20 protein-coding genes are annotated in these 15,555 nt (G+C 63.6%); 5 read left to right on the top strand and 15 right to left on the bottom strand.

All coding sequences use genetic code 11. The features are described from left to right. The first annotated feature begins 81 nt into the window (after positions 1 to 81). Positions 82 to 672, top strand: coding sequence for a hypothetical protein (locus tag UNPF46_RS29335; protein ID WP_142252317.1), 591 nt, complete (start codon positions 82 to 84; stop codon positions 670 to 672). An 11-nt stretch (positions 673 to 683) separates the two neighbouring features. On the opposite strand, the gene UNPF46_RS29330 is transcribed toward UNPF46_RS29335, so the two are convergent. Further along, on the bottom strand, positions 684 to 1,088 hold the full coding sequence (locus tag UNPF46_RS29330) for a Rieske (2Fe-2S) protein (protein ID WP_142252316.1): 405 nt from the start codon (positions 1,086 to 1,088) through the stop codon (positions 684 to 686). Between the two features lie 254 nt (positions 1,089 to 1,342). Between UNPF46_RS29330 and UNPF46_RS29325 the strand changes: the two genes are divergently transcribed. The 3 genes from UNPF46_RS29325 to UNPF46_RS29315 are packed head-to-tail and all read left to right on the top strand — an operon-like array spanning position 1,343 to position 2,366. Then, positions 1,343 to 1,789, top strand: coding sequence for a hypothetical protein (locus UNPF46_RS29325; RefSeq protein ID WP_142252315.1), 447 nt, complete (start codon positions 1,343 to 1,345; stop codon positions 1,787 to 1,789). Continuing rightward, positions 1,786 to 2,049: a hypothetical protein gene (locus tag UNPF46_RS29320; RefSeq protein ID WP_430649775.1), complete on the top strand. Its 264-nt coding sequence runs from the start codon at positions 1,786 to 1,788 to the stop codon at positions 2,047 to 2,049. Before UNPF46_RS29325 ends, UNPF46_RS29320 begins: the two co-directional genes overlap by 4 nt. A gap of 2 nt (positions 2,050 to 2,051) precedes the next feature. After that, complete coding sequence (locus UNPF46_RS29315) at positions 2,052 to 2,366, top strand: hypothetical protein (RefSeq protein WP_100178673.1); 315 nt, start codon at positions 2,052 to 2,054, stop codon at positions 2,364 to 2,366. Between the two features lie 25 nt (positions 2,367 to 2,391). Here UNPF46_RS29315 and hspQ read toward each other — a convergent pair whose 3' ends face one another. From hspQ to nifD, 9 genes are all read right to left on the bottom strand, one after another. Then, on the bottom strand, positions 2,392 to 2,709 hold the full coding sequence (gene hspQ, locus UNPF46_RS29310; protein ID WP_100178672.1) for a heat shock protein HspQ: 318 nt from the start codon (positions 2,707 to 2,709) through the stop codon (positions 2,392 to 2,394). A gap of 19 nt (positions 2,710 to 2,728) precedes the next feature. Next, a complete protein-coding gene (fdxB, locus tag UNPF46_RS29305) occupies positions 2,729 to 3,016 on the bottom strand; it encodes a ferredoxin III, nif-specific (RefSeq protein ID WP_100178671.1) in 288 nt (95 codons plus the stop codon). Between the two features lie 13 nt (positions 3,017 to 3,029). Then, the gene (locus UNPF46_RS29300; protein WP_142252314.1) at positions 3,030 to 3,230 is read right to left on the bottom strand and encodes a CCE_0567 family metalloprotein; all 201 of its coding nucleotides are present in this window, start codon (positions 3,228 to 3,230) and stop codon (positions 3,030 to 3,032) included. Between the two features lie 9 nt (positions 3,231 to 3,239). Then, complete coding sequence (locus UNPF46_RS29295) at positions 3,240 to 3,710, bottom strand: NifX-associated nitrogen fixation protein (protein ID WP_142252313.1); 471 nt, start codon at positions 3,708 to 3,710, stop codon at positions 3,240 to 3,242. A gap of 11 nt (positions 3,711 to 3,721) precedes the next feature. Next, positions 3,722 to 4,117, bottom strand: coding sequence for a nitrogen fixation protein NifX (gene nifX, locus UNPF46_RS29290; protein WP_100178669.1), 396 nt, complete (start codon positions 4,115 to 4,117; stop codon positions 3,722 to 3,724). Between the two features lie 19 nt (positions 4,118 to 4,136). Next, positions 4,137 to 5,519, bottom strand: a complete 1,383-nt coding sequence (nifN, locus tag UNPF46_RS29285; RefSeq protein ID WP_142252312.1) for a nitrogenase iron-molybdenum cofactor biosynthesis protein NifN — start codon at positions 5,517 to 5,519, stop codon at positions 4,137 to 4,139. 5 nt (positions 5,520 to 5,524) lie between these two features. After that, positions 5,525 to 7,192 (bottom strand): nitrogenase iron-molybdenum cofactor biosynthesis protein NifE, encoded by a 1,668-nt coding sequence (gene nifE / locus UNPF46_RS29280; RefSeq protein ID WP_142252311.1) that lies wholly within the window; start codon positions 7,190 to 7,192, stop codon positions 5,525 to 5,527. A gap of 119 nt (positions 7,193 to 7,311) precedes the next feature. Then, entirely contained in the window at positions 7,312 to 8,871 is a 1,560-nt protein-coding gene (gene nifK, locus UNPF46_RS29275; RefSeq protein WP_100178666.1) for a nitrogenase molybdenum-iron protein subunit beta, read from the bottom strand. A gap of 76 nt (positions 8,872 to 8,947) precedes the next feature. Further along, entirely contained in the window at positions 8,948 to 10,450 is a 1,503-nt protein-coding gene (gene nifD / locus UNPF46_RS29270; RefSeq protein WP_142252310.1) for a nitrogenase molybdenum-iron protein alpha chain, read from the bottom strand. A gap of 349 nt (positions 10,451 to 10,799) precedes the next feature. On the opposite strand from nifD, the gene UNPF46_RS29265 reads away from it, so the two are divergent. Continuing rightward, complete coding sequence (locus UNPF46_RS29265; protein WP_142252382.1) at positions 10,800 to 11,252, top strand: SufE family protein; 453 nt, start codon at positions 10,800 to 10,802, stop codon at positions 11,250 to 11,252. A 17-nt stretch (positions 11,253 to 11,269) separates the two neighbouring features. Here UNPF46_RS29265 and UNPF46_RS29260 read toward each other — a convergent pair whose 3' ends face one another. The 5 genes from UNPF46_RS29260 to UNPF46_RS29240 all read right to left on the bottom strand — a co-directional run. Then, a complete protein-coding gene (locus UNPF46_RS29260) occupies positions 11,270 to 11,623 on the bottom strand; it encodes a nitrogen fixation protein NifZ (RefSeq protein WP_246668755.1) in 354 nt (117 codons plus the stop codon). Then, positions 11,620 to 12,861: a cysteine desulfurase gene (locus UNPF46_RS29255; protein ID WP_142252309.1), complete on the bottom strand. Its 1,242-nt coding sequence runs from the start codon at positions 12,859 to 12,861 to the stop codon at positions 11,620 to 11,622. The genes UNPF46_RS29260 and UNPF46_RS29255 overlap by 4 nt, the downstream gene beginning before the upstream one ends. Before the next feature lie 4 nt (positions 12,862 to 12,865). Next, positions 12,866 to 14,182, bottom strand: coding sequence for a Fe-S cluster assembly protein SufD (gene sufD / locus UNPF46_RS29250; RefSeq protein WP_100178662.1), 1,317 nt, complete (start codon positions 14,180 to 14,182; stop codon positions 12,866 to 12,868). Between the two features lie 4 nt (positions 14,183 to 14,186). After that, complete coding sequence (sufC, locus tag UNPF46_RS29245; RefSeq protein ID WP_100178661.1) at positions 14,187 to 14,945, bottom strand: Fe-S cluster assembly ATPase SufC; 759 nt, start codon at positions 14,943 to 14,945, stop codon at positions 14,187 to 14,189. 34 nt (positions 14,946 to 14,979) lie between these two features. Continuing rightward, on the bottom strand, positions 14,980 to 15,555 hold a 576-nt coding region (locus UNPF46_RS29240; protein ID WP_181770034.1), incomplete at its 5' end, for a SufD family Fe-S cluster assembly protein.

Here is a 15,555-nt window from a genome sequence, read left to right as displayed (position 1 = left end):
CGGCAAACTCCTTGCATAAGGACCATCGAAACCTTCGCGCCGGCCGACAGCCGCGCGGCAGATGAGACGAGGAGAGATTTCATGACGTCGATCGACAACACCGCCCTTGGCCGCCTGGACAAGGAGGGCCGGCTCCTGAACGCGGTGCTGAAAGGCGATACTACCAAGCCAGGACGCTTCGGCTTTCGCGGCGACATCGCGCTGAAATTCCAGGCCCAGGTCGCCGACGAGAAGCGTCCGCCGGACTATTCGCTCGAACAGGTGCTTACCGTGACGCAGGAGGGCGAGCAGACCATTCCGGTGCTCGCCGGTTACTTGCATTCCTTTGCCTATCTGGCCGACGTCGCCAAGGTGCTCGACGGCGCGCTCAGCCCGAAGGGCAGCTATTTCATATTCTGCAACAACGTCGATTTCCTGGCGAAATACCGCACCAAGATCGGCGACATCGAGTTCCGTGTGCTGCCGTGCGATGAATCGACGGTCTGGAAGGAGATGATGGACCTCGCCGGCGTCGACAAGAACGACATCAAGAAGCTCGATACCGCCGGCAAGCTCGACTATCTGCTCGATGCCGCCAAGGATCTCGACGCATCCTACACCGAGATTTCCTATGAGGAGGGACTTGCCAGGATGGAGCCGGTGAAAAATCGCAACGAGAATCGCCCGGTTTGACGCAGCCCGCGTCAGGCCTCCTCGCGGGCCGCTTCGTCATCCTCCTCCACCAGCCTCACACCGGTGACGCAGATGTCGCCGTCAAGCACGGCAAGCGCAATCGGCGTCAGGCTTTCGCCCTTGCATGGCCCGTCCACGCAATGGCCGGTGCCGAGCTCGAAGGTGGCGCCGTGCTTGCCGCACTGGAGCCTGGTGCCATTGCCATCCAGGAACTGGTTGCGCTCCCAGTCGAGATTCACGCCGCCATGTGGGCATCGGTTGAGATAGCCGAACACCTGCTTGCCCCAGCGCACGATCACGATCGGCCAGGGCCGCGGCGCGCCGTCGTCACCGACGATCATGAGATGAAAGCCGATCGCCCGCTGGCTCGGAATGTCGTTGAGGGCGCAGATCGCGTAGGCGGTATTGTGGTCCATGCTGTCCTCGAATGCGGTCGACGGCTTGCCGAGGCTTTGCAAGAATCGCGCTAGACGCACGACAGACAGCCAGCCCGCTGACATGTCCGGAATCCGACACTCGGAGGCTTTCCCCGTGGCGCGGGTGTATTGTTCACGCGGCCTTTGAGGGCAGGTCGCAGGGTATTTCAGCCGCATTCGACGATCCGGCGCACAGCTCCGCGTGGCACGGAAATTGATGTTGTTCATTCAGGCCCGTTGGCATGGAGAATGACATGAACGTTGCATCGGAATTTGCCGCCTGCTCGGAAGACGAGATCAAGGCTCTGCTCGATGGCGGCACGCTGACCGTCTACTCGGTCGCGCGCCCGATCACTGCCGATCGCCCGGTCGATCGCAGCGGCGTGCTCGCCGCGTTCAGATTCGCGAGCCCGGCTTTCAGCGGCGACGGCAGCGTAGGCCTCGCGGCCAATCCCGTGCCGGCGAGCAGCGTCGGCACGCCGGGCTTTGCCCGCGCCTCCAAGGCCGACGGCACCGTGGTCGCAGACTTTTCCGCGGGCCCCGGGCCGCGCGAGATCAAGTTCGCGGAGGTCTCCTGCTCGCAGGGCGCGCCGGTGAAGATCACCGCATTCAAGTTCATCGCCGAAGGCGGCTGGCCGGAGCGGCCGGACTATTACGATGCGCATCCCCGACCCGGCTTCGCCATGCCGATGGTGCCGTGATGCCCGTCTTGGCCGATGAGCGCCTCCTGTCCGACGGCGACAGGTTCGAGTTACGGATTGGCGCCGATCGATCGACCTTCGTGCTGCGGTCAAAGTCCGACTTCTTCACCGCCCGCCTCGAGGGCGAGCACGCTTCACGCTTCGAGGCCGACTATCGCGCCGTGCGGCAGCGACATCCTGCCTTGAAGCCCGACCAGGCGCTGGCTCAACTCTGGGACAATGACGGTTACATGTGGTACGCGGCGCAGGAGGCCGATTGACGATGGCTATACTGGTCAAGACCACGCAGGACGGTCGCAGGCTCGAGGTCGTCGGGCTCGCCATCACGCTGGGCGGCAGGCTCGAAGCCAACGAGCTGATCGAGGTGAAGGATCATCCCTATCGCCGCGCGATCCGCACCGCCGCACCGGAAGCGACCCACATGGCGGGCCGCGTGCCCCTGACGCCGGCGGAAGCCGAGATCGTGCTCACCGCGTTCAAACAAGCGGAAGCCGACATGCTCGCCAATCCCGTCGCCATCCACGAACGCTTCCGCATCGCTGCGATGATGAAGGCGCGGGAACAGGGGATCGAGTAAGGCGGATCGCTGCGTCCCCGGCGCGTCAATTCAACGCGTGCCGGCGCCAGCGATAGTTGCCGGCCTCGCCGACTTCGAACATGGTACCAATCCCGGGATGGCGGACGGGCTCGCCGGAATCGTCAGGTTCCAGGTCGTGCTCGGCAATGCTGGCGACATAGGGGATCTCGTCGTCATCGGCGAACAGCCGGTAGACCAGACCCGCCGACGTCCCGTCGGCCGGCGGTTCGCCATCCGTGCCGGCGAAGGACGTGTCGACGTCGAAGATGACGCCGCGCATCGCATAGAGCCGGTGACGGATCACCTGGCCGATATTGTATCTGGCGAACCTCGTCTTGCTCATCGCGGGTCCGCCACGGCAATCAGGCGATCGCGGGGGCGTGGGTCTGGCAGTTGGTCGGGCAGACCCGCGCGCAGGCGCCACAGCCGATGCAGGCGCCGTCGTCGTTCATCACCATGACCTTCTTCTCGACCTCGTCATCGTCGTCATCGAGATCGATCATCTCGCCGTCCTCGTTGAGGCCCTTGAGCGTCATGACCTCGCGGCCGCAGACCTTGTAGCAGCGGCCACAGCCGATGCACTTTTGGGCATCGATCGACACCAGATAGTCCGGCTTCCAGTCGCGGCCGTCGCGGGTTGCGTAGGACATGGTCGAGATCCGGTTATGCCTTTTCCAGCAACTTGAGATCCTCACGCTTGCGCTCGAGCTCGGCGAAGGCATCGTGGGCCTTCTGGGCCACGTTCAGGATCGAGGTCCAGTTGATCGGAAGCTCCTCCGAGAGATCGTGGAGGTCCATCTTGGCCTGCGTGGCCTTGGCCGATAGCTTCTTGATCTCGGCCTTCAACGTTTCAAGATCGCTCATGCTCGAACCTCAGTAGTTTGCAACATCGGGAAACTTGCGGATCATCTCGACCCCGCCCGCGACATATTTGTCGCCTTCGGCTGCGAGCTTGCCCAGATTGTCGAACCCGAAGCGGTGCACGTCGCGGAGCTGCTTGTTGACGACGATGAGGCGCCCGCCGATCAGGACCATGCGGCCGAAGCCTTCATGATGCATCTTCAACATCGGCGAGATCATCACGCCGGTCTCCTTCTCGATCAGCAGCGCGACCGCGTTGAAGAACAGCTCCATCCGCCAGATCGTGTCCGGATCGGGATCGCCAACGATCGGCAGCGCGCGGCGTTTCTCCTTGTCGAGGATGTAGGGCTCCAGCAGGTCGAGATCTTTCTTGCTCTCCCAGGCGCCATGGGTGTCCTGGGCCCGCCAGACCTTGATGAGCTCTTTGACGAACGGCGCCTCGGTCGCGTTGTCCGATTGGATCAGTTCAGCCGCGTCAGTCATGCCGGTTTCCTTCAATCTTCGAAATCAAAGCTGCGTTCCTGTCCCTTGGCCAGCACCTTGCGCAGCCACGGCGGTGGCGAGCCCTTCAGCACGTCCTCGAGCTTGACGCAGAGGTCGTCGATCGCCTCGGGCTGCGCCACCTTCATCGGATGGATGTTGTTGGCGACGACCCGCGCGGCGCCGGAGCCACCGATCGCCGCGACGTAGAGGATGGTGCAATCCTTGATCGCCTCGATCTTCGGCGCGAGCTTGTCCTCGTTGCCGTCCTCCTTGAGGTCACCGTCGAACTGGATCGCCTCGACGAAGCGATGGCCGTCCGGATTGACGTCGTAGATGGCGATGTTCTTGGCCCAGCCGAAATGCGCATCGACGCGCTTCAGGTCCTGGGTGGCGAAGGCAACTTTCATCGATCTGATCCCTCTTCTTTCAGTGCAGCTGTGGCGGGACGACCTGAAGGCCGCTGTCGGTGGTCCGCCAGGTGTCAGGAGTCGGCTGATGGTTGGCCTCGCGGTCGGCGATGACGAGATTGGCGAGATCGAAGATCAGATCGCGCGTGCCGCGGTAGCCGACCGACATCTGATGCCCGGCGCCGAGCCGGTCGAACATCGGGAAGCCCGCCCGATAGAACGGGATCTTCAGGCGCGAGGCCGCCTGGCGGCCGTGCGAATGGGTGATGAGGAGATCGCAATCACGCGCCTTGGCGCGCTCCTCGAGGTCTTCGAGATCGCCGATCAGGACCTCTTGCGTCTTGACGCGTTCCAGCACGGGCGAGGCCGTGGTGGTGACCACGGCCTCGACCTCGGCGCCCATCTCATGCAGCATACTGGAGAGATCGAACAGCAGGTCCGGCTCGGCGCCGATCGCCAGCTTGCGGCCGCCGATGTGAAAATGCGCATCCAGCATCGCATCGGCGAGCTGGCCGCGCTGCCGGCGATACTTCGCCGGGACCGGCCGCCCGCTGATCTCGCTAAGGAAGGCCATGAACTCGTCATTCGGGATCAGCCCGCAGAGCCGCTCGAACAGCCGGAACGGCACACCGGTCCTGGCCTGCATCGCTTCCGCCGCACGCTTCATCTGCGCGCCGATCGCGATCGTCCAGGCGGCCTGCCCCATGGTGGCGATCTCGTCGACCCCGATGCCGCCGATCGTGGTCGGCGTGAACTCGTCGGGGATGTGGCCGTCGAGCGAGCCGGCAAGGTCCGGCAGGAAGGACGGCTTGAGCCCGAAGTCCTCCAGGATCGTGCGCAGTTCGTCGAGATCGCCGGGCGTGAGATGGCAGCCTGTCAGGATGTTGACGCGCGCGGGATCGCGCACGGCTCCGGCGTCGACCGGGTCCACGAGCACCTCGACCATGCGCGCGACCGTCTTCTCCCAGCCGTCCTGGAACGCGTCCTTGAAATCGGGCGTCGAGACGTAGACCAGCGGGAGCTTTTCAAGTTGCGGATGTCTCTGCCGGATCAGGCGGATGAAGCCCTCGACGTCATCGCCCTTGGTCTCGGTGACACCGGTCGAATTGATGCCGATGATCTCCGGCTTGGTGCGATTGTGGATGTTGAGGATCGCCTGCTCGACATTCTCATAGCCGCCGAGCACGGTCGCGACCTCGCTCATCGCGGTGGTCTGCATCGGCACCGCTTCCTTGAAGTGCCGCACGAACAGCGTCAGGCCGAACGAGGTGCAGCCCTGCGAACCGTGCAGCAGCGGCATCGCGCCGCGTAGCCCCATGAACGCGAACGAGCCGCCGATCGGCTGGCTCATCTTGAGCGGATTGACCGAGCAGGCCTTCTTCGAGGTGGTGACGATCGCCATCCGACCTACTCCGCCGCCTGAAGCAGCGGCGCCAGCCGGGCCGCCAGGATGTCCTCGAGCCGGCCCTTGCAGGCTCCGCAGCCGCCGGAGGCGTTGGTGTGTTCCTTCACCCCATCGACGGTGGTGAGGCCATGCGCGGTGATGGCGTCCTCGATGCTGCCGAGGTCGACGGTCTTGCAGAAGCAGATCTTCTTGGCCCGCCGCGTGGTTTCGGCCAGAGACGGATCGGCGGCGATTTCGGCGGCCTGCGCGTCCATCTGCGCCATGGCCTTGGCCTGCCAGGTCTCGCCGCCATCGTCCCACGGCGCCGGCTTGCGGAGCTGCGCCCACATCGGGTTGTAGAGTGCCTTCTCGATCTCCTCCATCAGCTTGACCATGCCGATGTAACCCATATAGCCGTGGCAGCGCTCCTGGTTGATGTCGAGCCAGGGCATCGCGGCCTTCAGCGCGACGAACTGCGACTTGCCGCCCGACAGCATGATATCGGCGCGCGCGTCTTTCAGCATCTTGTACATTTCGCGCGGCGTCATGTCCTCGATCATATGGGCGTCCTGGCCCATCAGCTCCTTGATCCGCTCCTTATCCTCCTTGGTGGACTTCTTCACGGACGTGCCGACGATCTCGAGCCCCGCCTCCTGCAGCGCGGCGACCACGGACCACGATTTCACCCCACCGGTGATCAGCAGCACCTTCTTGTCCTTGAAGCGCGGCTTGAAGCGCTCGATCGCCGCCCAGGCCTTGGCTTCCTCCCGCGCAATAACCGCCTCGGTGCGATCCCTCAACTCGGCCGGCGCACCGCGCTCGATCAGCAATCGCGCGATCTCGCGCAGGGAATCGCTGGAATCCTGGATGCCGTAGAACGATCCCTCGAAATAGGGGATGCCGTAGCGCTCCTCCATCTTGCGGGCGACGTTGATCATCGCCTTGGAGCACACCATCATCGCGGCCTTCGCGCGATGCGAATAGGCGAGCTCGCGATATTTGCCGTCGCCGGAGATGCAGGAGAGGATGCGGATGCCGAGCTCGTCGAGCAGCGGCTTGATCTGCCAGAACTCGCCGGACAGGTTGTATTCGCCGATGATGTTGATGTCGTAGGGCGTAGTGTAGTCGGGCTCTTCGGTGCCGATCACGTGCTCGAGGAGCGCCTCGCCGGCGAGCTTGTTGCCGAGGTTCTTCGGGCCGACGAAACCCGGGGAATTGACCGGGATGACCGGCTTGCCGAACTTCGTCGCCGCCGCCTTGCAGACCGCGTTGATGTCATCGCCGATCATCGCGGGCACGCAGGTCTGGTAGACGAAGATCGCCGGCGGATCGTACTTCTCGAAGACCTCCTTGATCGCCTTGTAGAGCCGCTTCTCACCGCCGAACACGATGTCGGTCTCGTTCATGTCGGTGGTGAAGCTGCGCCGCCAGAGATCGGAGCCCGACGAGGCGCTGCCGCGATTGTCCCAGGAATTGCCCTCGCAGGCGATCGGGCCGTGGACCAGATGCGCAACATCGGTGAACGGCTGGAGCGCGATCTTGGCGCCGTCGAAAGCACAGCCGCCGGCCGCGCCGCCCGGCTGGAGCTGTTTGGTGCAGCCCTTCTTACGCTCGGCCTCCGTCTTGTTGGCGTTCTTGCCGCAACCCGGCTCGTTGAAGACGTCCTGGATGGTGGCCGACAGCGAGCTCATTCGTCTCTCCCGTTCTTGGACCCGCTGCGCGAGCACGTCGCCCCGCAGTCTCGATCGCTCTGGCTAGACTGGTCGTCTGCCGCCGCCCGCAAATGAGGCGGCGGCAGGTCTCCCTCGCATCAACGGATGATGTCGAAGCTGTAGTCGGTCTTGGCGGGAACGTTGGTGTTCTTGTCGATCTCGTCGAATATCTTGTCGAGAATCTTGACCAGAACGTTCATCCCGCCCTGATAGCCCCACACCGGATAGCGATGGTGATGGTGGCGATCGAACACCGGGAAACCGATGCGGATCAGCGGCGTGCCGGTGTCGCGCTCCAGATACTTGCCGTAGGTGTTGCCGATCAGGAAATCGACTGGCTCGGTGAACAGCAGCGAGCGCATGTGCCAGAGATCCTTGCCGGGATAGGCATGGCAATTCTTGCCGAACGGCGAGCTCGCGAACAGTGCGTCCATCTTCTCCGCCCAGGCCTTGTTGCCGTTGGTGGAGAGCACGTGGGTCGGCTCGGCCCCGAGCTCGAGCAGGAACGCCGCAAGTCCGTAGCAGAGGTCCGGATCGCCGTAGATCGCGAACTTCTTGCCGTGGATATGCGCGCTGGAGTCGGCCATGGCGTCGACGAGACGGCCACGCTCCTGCTCCAGGGCCTTCGCGATCGGCTTGCCGGTGATACGCGACAGCGTCATCAGAAAGTCGTCGGTGGCGCTGACGCCGACGGGATGGTTGAAGGCCGCAACCTCGTGACCGTGCCCCGCGATGAACGGCAGCGTCTTCTCGGTGCAGTATTGCTGCATCGAGATGGTCGCCTTGGCGTGGATCGCGTTCGCGGCGTCCTCCAGCGTGGTGCCGCCGTCATACATGCGGAACTCGCCGTCGGTCGGGGTGTCGAATACGTCGCTGTTGTCGGCGAGGATGGTGTACTCGATCCCCATCAGTTCGAAGATGCGCTTGATCTCGCGGATGTTGCCGACGGTGTAGCCGTCGAAGCCGCCGATGAAGTTGACCTTGCCGTTCTCCTTCCGCTCCAGCTTCGGCGCAGTGCCGGCTTTGCCGTCCCAGAAGTGCTCCAGAATGCCCTTCAGCGCATTGTCATAGCCGGTGACGTGGCTGCCGACGAAGGCGGGCGTGTGGGCGAATGGAACGTCGAATTCGGCCGGGACCGAGCCCTTCTCCTTGGACGTCTTGATGAAGGCGTTGAGGTCGTCGCCGATCACTTCCGCCATGCAGGTGGTGGAGACCGCGATCATCTTCGGCTTGTACATATTGTAGGTGTTGGCGAGCCCGTCGATCATATTGTTCAGACCGCCGAACACGGCCGCGTCTTCCGTCATCGACGAGGAGACGCAGGAGCTCGGCTCCTTGAAATGCCGCGACAGATGGCTGCGGTAGTAGGCGACGCAGCCCTGCGAGCCGTGCACGAAGGGCAGCGTGCCTTCGAAACCGACGGCGACGAACACCGCGCCGAGCGGCTGGCAGGCCTTGGCGGGGTTGACGGTCAGCGCTTCCCGGGCAAAGTTCTTCTCACGATATTCGGGCGTCTTGGCCCATTCCCTGATCCGCTCGACTTCCACCGGATCGTGCGGATTCTCGAACAGGGCTTTCTTGTTGGCCAGCATCTGCTGGTATTCCGGACCTCGGAACAGCTCGAAGTGATCGAGCACGTGTTCGGCATTCTGTGTCATCGTGGCACCCTTGTTGGATTCGTGTTCGATCGCCTGTCCTGGCTCCTCCGCAAGCCGGAGGAGCCAGAGCTTGCTGTTATTCCGCCGCCATCAGGCTCGGCCGCGGGGCATCCTTCCAGGGTGCCTTGGTCTTCTTCCAGATCGGGGAATTAATCGCCATGTCCATGTCGCGGGCGAAGATCGCGAACCCGTCATAGCCGTGATAGGGACCGGAATAGTCCCAGGAGTGCATCTGCCGGAACGGCACGCCCATCTTCTGGAAGACGTACTTCTCCTTGATGCCCGAGCCGACGAGGTCGGGCTGGATCTTCTCGACGAAGCGCTCGAACTCGTAGCCGGTGACGTCGTCATAGATCAGCGTGCCGTCCTTGACGTAGTGCTGGGCGGTGCGCTGGTAGTCGTCGTTGTGGCCGAACTCGTAGCCGGTGCCGACCACCTCCATGCCGAGGTCCTCATAGGCGCCGATCACGTGGCGGGGTCGCAAGCCGCCGACGAACAGCATCACGGTCTTGCCTTCCAGACGCGGGCGATATTTCGCGATCACCGCATCCATCAGCGGTTGGTACTTGGCGATGACGCGCTCGGCGCCTTCCTTGATCTTGTCGTCGAAGAAGCTGGCGATCTTGCGCAGCGATTCCGCGATCTTGGAGGGACCGAAGAAATTGTACTCGCACCAGGGAATACCGAACTTCTCCTCCATGTGGCGGGAGATGTAGTTCATGGAGCGGTAGCAGTGCAGGACGTTGAGCTTCGCCTTGGGCGTCGCTTCGAGCTCGGCGAGGCTGCCATCGCCCGACCATTGCGCGATCACGCGCAGGCCCATCTCCTCGAGCAGGATGCGCGATGACCAGGCGTCGCCGCCGATGTTGTAGTCGCCGATGATCGCGACGTCATAGGGCGTGGATTCGAACGTGGGCTTGGCTTCCGGCGAGACCTTGTCGAAGATCCAGTCCCGCACCGCGTCGTTGGCGATGTGATGGCCCAGCGACTGCGAGACGCCGCGGAAGCCTTCGCAGCGGACCGGAACGATGGTCTTGCCGTCGTACTCCTTGGACTTCACCTTCGACACCGCCTCGATGTCGTCGCCGATCAGGCCGATCGGGCACTCCGACTGAATGGTGATGCCGTGGTTGAGCGGAAACAGCTCCTGGATCTCGTCGATGATCTTGGCGAGCTTCTTGTCGCCGCCGAACACGATGTCCTTCTCCTGGAAGTCGGAGGTGAACTGCATGGTGACGAAGGTGTCGATGCCGGTCGTGCCGATGTAGTAGTTGCGCCGGGCCGCCCAGGAATACTGGCCGCAGCCGACCGGGCCGTGGCTGATGTGGATCATGTCCTTGATCGGACCCCACACCACGCCCTTGGAGCCGGCATAGGCGCAGCCGCGAATGGTCATCACGCCGGGAATGGACTTCAGGTTCGACTTGACTCCGCAATCGGACTTGCCGGCTTCGTGCACGTTGAGGTGCTTGGCGCGGCGCTTTGCGGTCTTCTCCGGATAGACCTTCAAGACCTCGTCGATCAGTTGCTTGTTGCGGGCCTTGATCTCGGCAACGCTCTCGGTGGTTGCTAGGCTCATACGAATATCCCTCGGTTATCCCTGTGTGAACGATCGGACGCCTCAACCGGCGCGCCGCTCTCGCGATCTCTCCGCGAGGTCGCCTTGCACAAGGACTTTTGCAACGAGTGTGCCAGCGTCTCCGCACGTCGAAAACCGAAGCGATTGGAGACAGATAGCTTGGAAGCTTTCGATTGTTGCAAACCCGACATCGCATCATGTCGACATGCGCGTACGCGGATGGCTGTCCGGAACGAAACAATGCGCCGCTGCCGGACGGCATCGAACATGCATTTTCCTGCACGGAGACATCGATCGGGCCGCGGTATGGAGCTTGCTTGATGCATCTCACCAACGCATCGAGGCGAACATGCCGCTTGAAACCGCTTCCCGACCGACACCGATCGAGGACATCACCGAGAACTTCTCACTCCTCGAGGAATGGGACGACCGCTATCGCTATGTCATCGAGCTCGGACGCGAGCTGCCCGCCTTTCCCGAGGCGCAGCGCACGGACGCGAACAAGGTGCAGGGCTGCGTCAGCCAGGTCTGGCTGGCAACCACCGTCGAGCATCGGAACGGACGGCCGCTCCTCACCTTTGCCGGAGACAGCGACGCCCATATTGTCCGCGGCCTGGTCGCGATTCTGATTGCGCTCCTGTCGGGCCGATCCGCGGCGGAGATCACCGGAGAAAATCCCCTCGCCTTGTTCGAGCGGCTCGGCCTCGGCGAGCACCTGACGCCGCAACGCTCGAACGGCTTCCGGTCGATGGTGGTCCGGATGCGGGCGGATGCGGCAGCCGCGTTGGCGGAGGCCGTCTGAAGCCCCGGGAGGGATCGTCAGCCGACGTCGAACGCCGTTCCGATCCGGACCATCTCGCGGCCGCGCATGATGACGAACACCGCTCGGGCCACGAACTCGACCGTGTAGTAAACCTCGCCAAGAAAGCGCCAGCTCTCGCGGACGATGCCGGCGTCGCCGGGATGCACCAGCGGCTCGCCGATATCCTTGTGCGGATACATGCCGTCGTTCCTGATCAGGGCCGCGGCGCGGACCGGCTCGCCGGGTGAAAACTCGCCGGTGAAGCGCCGTTCCATGTTTCGCGCCATCTGGCGCTGATGGGCATCGCAGACAACGCGGGCGACGGGCCGCGACTCGGCGGGCCGTCGCCTGGCGGCGATCTGGTCACTCATGAGAACAGCTCCTGCGCCCTGGTCAGGGCCTCGGCGAGCGCGTCGACCTCGTCCATGGTGTTGTAGAGTGCGAACGACGCACGGCAGGTCGCGGTCACGCCGAAGCGATCGAGCAGCGGCATCGCACAATGGGTGCCAGCCCGCACCGCAACGCCGGAGCGGTCGATGACGGTCGCGAAGTCGTGAGCATGGGCGTTGTTCATCTCGAATGACACGACCGGCCCCTTGTCGGCGGCCGTCCCGATGATCCGCAACGAATTGATCCCGCGCAGCCGCTCCTGGGCATAGGCCAGCAGGCTGTTCTCGTGCTTGCGGATCCGCGCCTTGCCGATGGATTGGACATAGTCGATGGCGGCGCCGAGGCCGATGGCCTGCACGATCGGCGGCGTTCCGGCTTCGAAGCGGTGCGGCGGCTCGCCATAGCTGACGGCGTCGCATGAGACCTCGCGGATCATCTCACCGCCGCCATTGAATGGCGGCATGGTTGCGAGATGCTCAAACTTGCCGTAGAGCGCGCCGATTCCGGTCGGTCCGTAGAGCTTGTGTCCCGTGATGGCGTAGAAGTCGCAGTCGATATCGCGAACGTCGACGTCCATGTGGACGGCGGCCTGGGAGCCATCGACCAGCACGGGAATCCCGCGCGCATGCGCCAGGCGCACGACCTCCTTGACCGGAACGACACTGCCCAGCACGTTCGACATTTGGGTGATCGCGACCAGCCTGGTCCGTGCGTTGAGCAGCTTCTCGAACTCGTCGATCAGGAAATTGCCGTGGTCGTCAACCGGCGCCCATCTGATCACGGCGCCCTGGCGCTCGCGCAGGAAGTGCCAGGGCACGATGTTGGCGTGGTGCTCCATGATCGAGAGCACGATCTCGTCACCCTCGCCGATCCGCTCTCGGCCAAAGGTCTGCGCCACAAGATTGATCGCCTCCGTCGCACCGCGGGTGAAGATGATCTCCTCGCGCCGCTCCGCATTGAGGAACCTGGCGACCTCGTCGCGCGCGCCCTCATAGGCCTCCGTGGCCGCATTGGCGAGGTAATGCAGGCCTCGATGTACATTGGCGTATTCGCTGGTGTAGGCCTCGGTCAGCCGGTCCAGCACCGCTCTCGGCTTCTGGGCCGAGGCGGCGTTGTCCAGATAGACCAGAGGCTTGCCGTGGACCTGCATCGACAGGATCGGAAAGTCCTGACGGACACGATCGACGTCATAGCTTCCGTTGCTCACTGCCGGATGCATGGGATCATTCCCGCCCCTTGAGCCAGTCGAGCATCCTGCCCGACAGCGCCTCGCGCAGATCGTCGCGCGCGATGGCATCGATCACCTCGCCGACAAAGGCCTGGATCAGCAGCGCTTCGGCCTCTTTTTCCGGAATACCCCGGGCCATCAAATAGAATTTCAACTGGTCGTCCAGCGCGCCCGTAGTGGTTCCGTGCCCGCACTGCACATCGTCGGCGAAGATTTCCAGCTCCGGCTTGCAGTTGGCGACGGCCTCGTCGGACAGGAGCAGCGCCCGCGCCATCATCCTGGCGTCCGTCTGCTGTGCACCCTGCCGCACCGTGATCTTGCCCTGGAAAACCGCGCGCGCCTCGTCGTCGACCACGGCCTTGAACACTTCCCGGCTCTGCGAGCCGGCTGCAACATGATCGACGGTGAGCGTGATGTCCGCGTGCTGACGGCCGGCCAGAAGGCTCGCCTGGTGAACATTGGCGATGGTCCCCTCGCCTGCAAGCTTGAGAAAGAGCTGGTTGCGCACGACGGCGCCGCCGGTGACAAGGCCGAATTCGCTGTAAACCGCTTCCGCCCCGATCTCGGCCTGCAACGTTGCGATATGCAGCGCAGCGCCGCCTTCCGAGGTGACCTTGACGTGGTCGAGCCGGGCACCATCTCCGACGATCGTCCGAAGCGCGGTATTGACCTGATAGTCGGACCGATCCGGCCCCTCATGCGTCTCGATCAACGTGACGCCGGCGCCGGCCCCAATCTTCAGCGAAGACCGCGTGAACATCGCGGCAGGTGTGGCGGCCGTGGTCACGAACGCCAGATGGATCGGCCGCGTCACGACTACACCGGGATCGATCGCGATGATCACGCCATCGGCGGCGAACGCTGTATTGAGGGCGGTGGCTACGTCGTCTCCGCCGTCCAGCACGCCGTCCGCATCATCCGCATCGAGTCCGTTGACGGTGGCACGGATGCTGACGCCGGGTTCGAGATCGGCGAGATCCGACAATTCGGGCACGAAGGCGCCGTTCACGATCAGGAGCCGGCGAAAGCCGAGATTCGCAAAGGCAGCAGTGGCAATGCCCGCAGCCTCCTTGGCCGTTGCGTCGGGCCGCGACGCCAGCGGCTTGGCATCGCGCACCAGGCGCCGAAGGTCGGTATATCTCCAGGCCTCGACGCGGGAATGCGGCAGGCCTTGCGCCACGAAGCGTTCGAAAGCACCGCGCCGGACCGTCTCTATGTTGCGCCCACCGGGCAGACTCGCGCATGAGGCCGCGAACAGATCGGCCAGGCCGATCTCGGCGGCGGTCTTGACGGGACGGATCTCCGCATTCATGGGATCACGCTGCCTCGCTCTGATACTGCGCGTAGCCCGTCGCCTCGAGCTCCAGCGCCAGCTCCTTGCCGCCGGTCTTGACGATGCGGCCCGCCGACAGCACATGCACGACGTCGGGCACGATGTAGTCGAGCAGCCGCTGATAATGCGTGATGACGATCATGCCGCGATCGGCGGCGCGCAGGCGATTGACGCCGTCGGCCACGATGCGCAATGCGTCGATGTCGAGACCGGAATCAGTCTCGTCGAGCACACAGAGCTTCGGCTCCAGCAGCGCCATCTGAAGCGTCTCGTTGCGCTTCTTCTCGCCGCCGGAAAAGCCGACATTGAGCGGGCGTTTCAGCATCTCGGGATCGATGCTGAGCTGCTTTGCCAGCTCGCGCACCCGCTTCAGCACGTCGGGAGAAGACAGCTCCTCCTCGCCGCGCTTCTTGCGCTGGGCATTCAGCGCCGTGCGCAGGAACGTCAAGGTGGCGACGCCCGGGATTTCGAGCGGGTATTGGAAGGCCAGGAACAGTCCCTTGGCAGCCCGCTCGTCGGGGTCCATGGCGAGCAGATCCTCGCCGTTGAAGGACACCTCTCCGCCGGTGATTTCGTAGCCCGGCTTGCCCGATAGCACATAGGACAAGGTCGACTTGCCGGCGCCGTTCGGGCCCATGATGGCGTGGATCTCGCCCTTGTTCACAATGAGGTCGAGCCCGTTGAGAATCTGGCGACCGTCGATCTCGGCCTTGAGCCCGCGGATTTCGAGGAGCGCCGTCATCACAAATCTCCCTGCTTGTTGGGTTCGAAGATGGTCATCCGACGCTCCCTTCCAGCGAGATCGAGATCAGCTTCTGCGCTTCCACCGCGAATTCCATCGGCAGCTGCTGCAGCACGTCCTTGACGAAGCCGTTGACGACGAGGCCGACCGCTTCTTCCTGGCTGAGGCCGCGCTGGATGCAGTAGAACAGCACGTCCTCGGAGATCTTCGAGGTCGTCGCTTCGTGCTCGAACGTCGCCGAGGAGTTCTTGGCCTCGATATACGGCACGGTGTGCGCGCCACATTTGTCGCCGATCAGCAGCGAGTCGCAGGCGGTGAAGTTGCGCGCGCCGGTCGCTTTCCGGTGCGCCGTCACCAGTCCACGATAGGTGTTCTGCGACTTGCCGGCGGCGATGCCCTTGGAGATGATGCGGCTCGACGTGTTCTTGCCGAGGTGAATCATCTTGGTGCCGCTATCGACCTGCTGGAAGCCGTTCGAGATCGCGATCGAATAGAACTCGCCGCTCGAATTGTCACCGCGCAAGATGCAGCTCGGATATTTCCAGGTGATTGCGGACCCGGTCTCGACCTGAGTCCAGGAAATCTTGGAGCGGTCGCCGCGGCAGTCGCC

It is taken from the genome of Bradyrhizobium sp. UNPF46 (genome assembly GCF_006658625.1).
GTDB classification, from domain to species: Bacteria; Pseudomonadota; Alphaproteobacteria; order Rhizobiales; family Xanthobacteraceae; genus Bradyrhizobium; species Bradyrhizobium nitroreducens.
This window is presented reverse-complemented; position numbering and strand designations above follow the sequence as displayed.

Coding starts and splice junctions, on each gene's coding strand:
- UNPF46_RS29335 (WP_142252317.1), top strand. CDS start 82: ATGACGTCGATCGACAACACCGCCCTTGGCCGCCTGGACAAGGAGGGC.
- UNPF46_RS29330 (WP_142252316.1), bottom strand. CDS start 1,088: ATGGACCACAATACCGCCTACGCGATCTGCGCCCTCAACGACATTCCG.
- UNPF46_RS29325 (WP_142252315.1), top strand. CDS start 1,343: ATGAACGTTGCATCGGAATTTGCCGCCTGCTCGGAAGACGAGATCAAG.
- UNPF46_RS29315 (WP_100178673.1), top strand. CDS start 2,052: ATGGCTATACTGGTCAAGACCACGCAGGACGGTCGCAGGCTCGAGGTC.
- hspQ (WP_100178672.1), bottom strand. CDS start 2,709: ATGAGCAAGACGAGGTTCGCCAGATACAATATCGGCCAGGTGATCCGT.
- fdxB (WP_100178671.1), bottom strand. CDS start 3,016: ATGTCCTACGCAACCCGCGACGGCCGCGACTGGAAGCCGGACTATCTG.
- UNPF46_RS29300 (WP_142252314.1), bottom strand. CDS start 3,230: ATGAGCGATCTTGAAACGTTGAAGGCCGAGATCAAGAAGCTATCGGCC.
- UNPF46_RS29295 (WP_142252313.1), bottom strand. CDS start 3,710: ATGACTGACGCGGCTGAACTGATCCAATCGGACAACGCGACCGAGGCG.
- nifX (WP_100178669.1), bottom strand. CDS start 4,117: ATGAAAGTTGCCTTCGCCACCCAGGACCTGAAGCGCGTCGATGCGCAT.
- nifN (WP_142252312.1), bottom strand. CDS start 5,519: ATGGCGATCGTCACCACCTCGAAGAAGGCCTGCTCGGTCAATCCGCTC.
- nifE (WP_142252311.1), bottom strand. CDS start 7,192: ATGAGCTCGCTGTCGGCCACCATCCAGGACGTCTTCAACGAGCCGGGT.
- nifK (WP_100178666.1), bottom strand. CDS start 8,871: ATGACACAGAATGCCGAACACGTGCTCGATCACTTCGAGCTGTTCCGA.
- nifD (WP_142252310.1), bottom strand. CDS start 10,450: ATGAGCCTAGCAACCACCGAGAGCGTTGCCGAGATCAAGGCCCGCAAC.
- UNPF46_RS29265 (WP_142252382.1), top strand. CDS start 10,800: ATGCCGCTTGAAACCGCTTCCCGACCGACACCGATCGAGGACATCACC.
- UNPF46_RS29260 (WP_246668755.1), bottom strand. CDS start 11,623: ATGAGTGACCAGATCGCCGCCAGGCGACGGCCCGCCGAGTCGCGGCCC.
- UNPF46_RS29255 (WP_142252309.1), bottom strand. CDS start 12,861: ATGCATCCGGCAGTGAGCAACGGAAGCTATGACGTCGATCGTGTCCGT.
- sufD (WP_100178662.1), bottom strand. CDS start 14,182: ATGAATGCGGAGATCCGTCCCGTCAAGACCGCCGCCGAGATCGGCCTG.
- sufC (WP_100178661.1), bottom strand. CDS start 14,945: ATGACGGCGCTCCTCGAAATCCGCGGGCTCAAGGCCGAGATCGACGGT.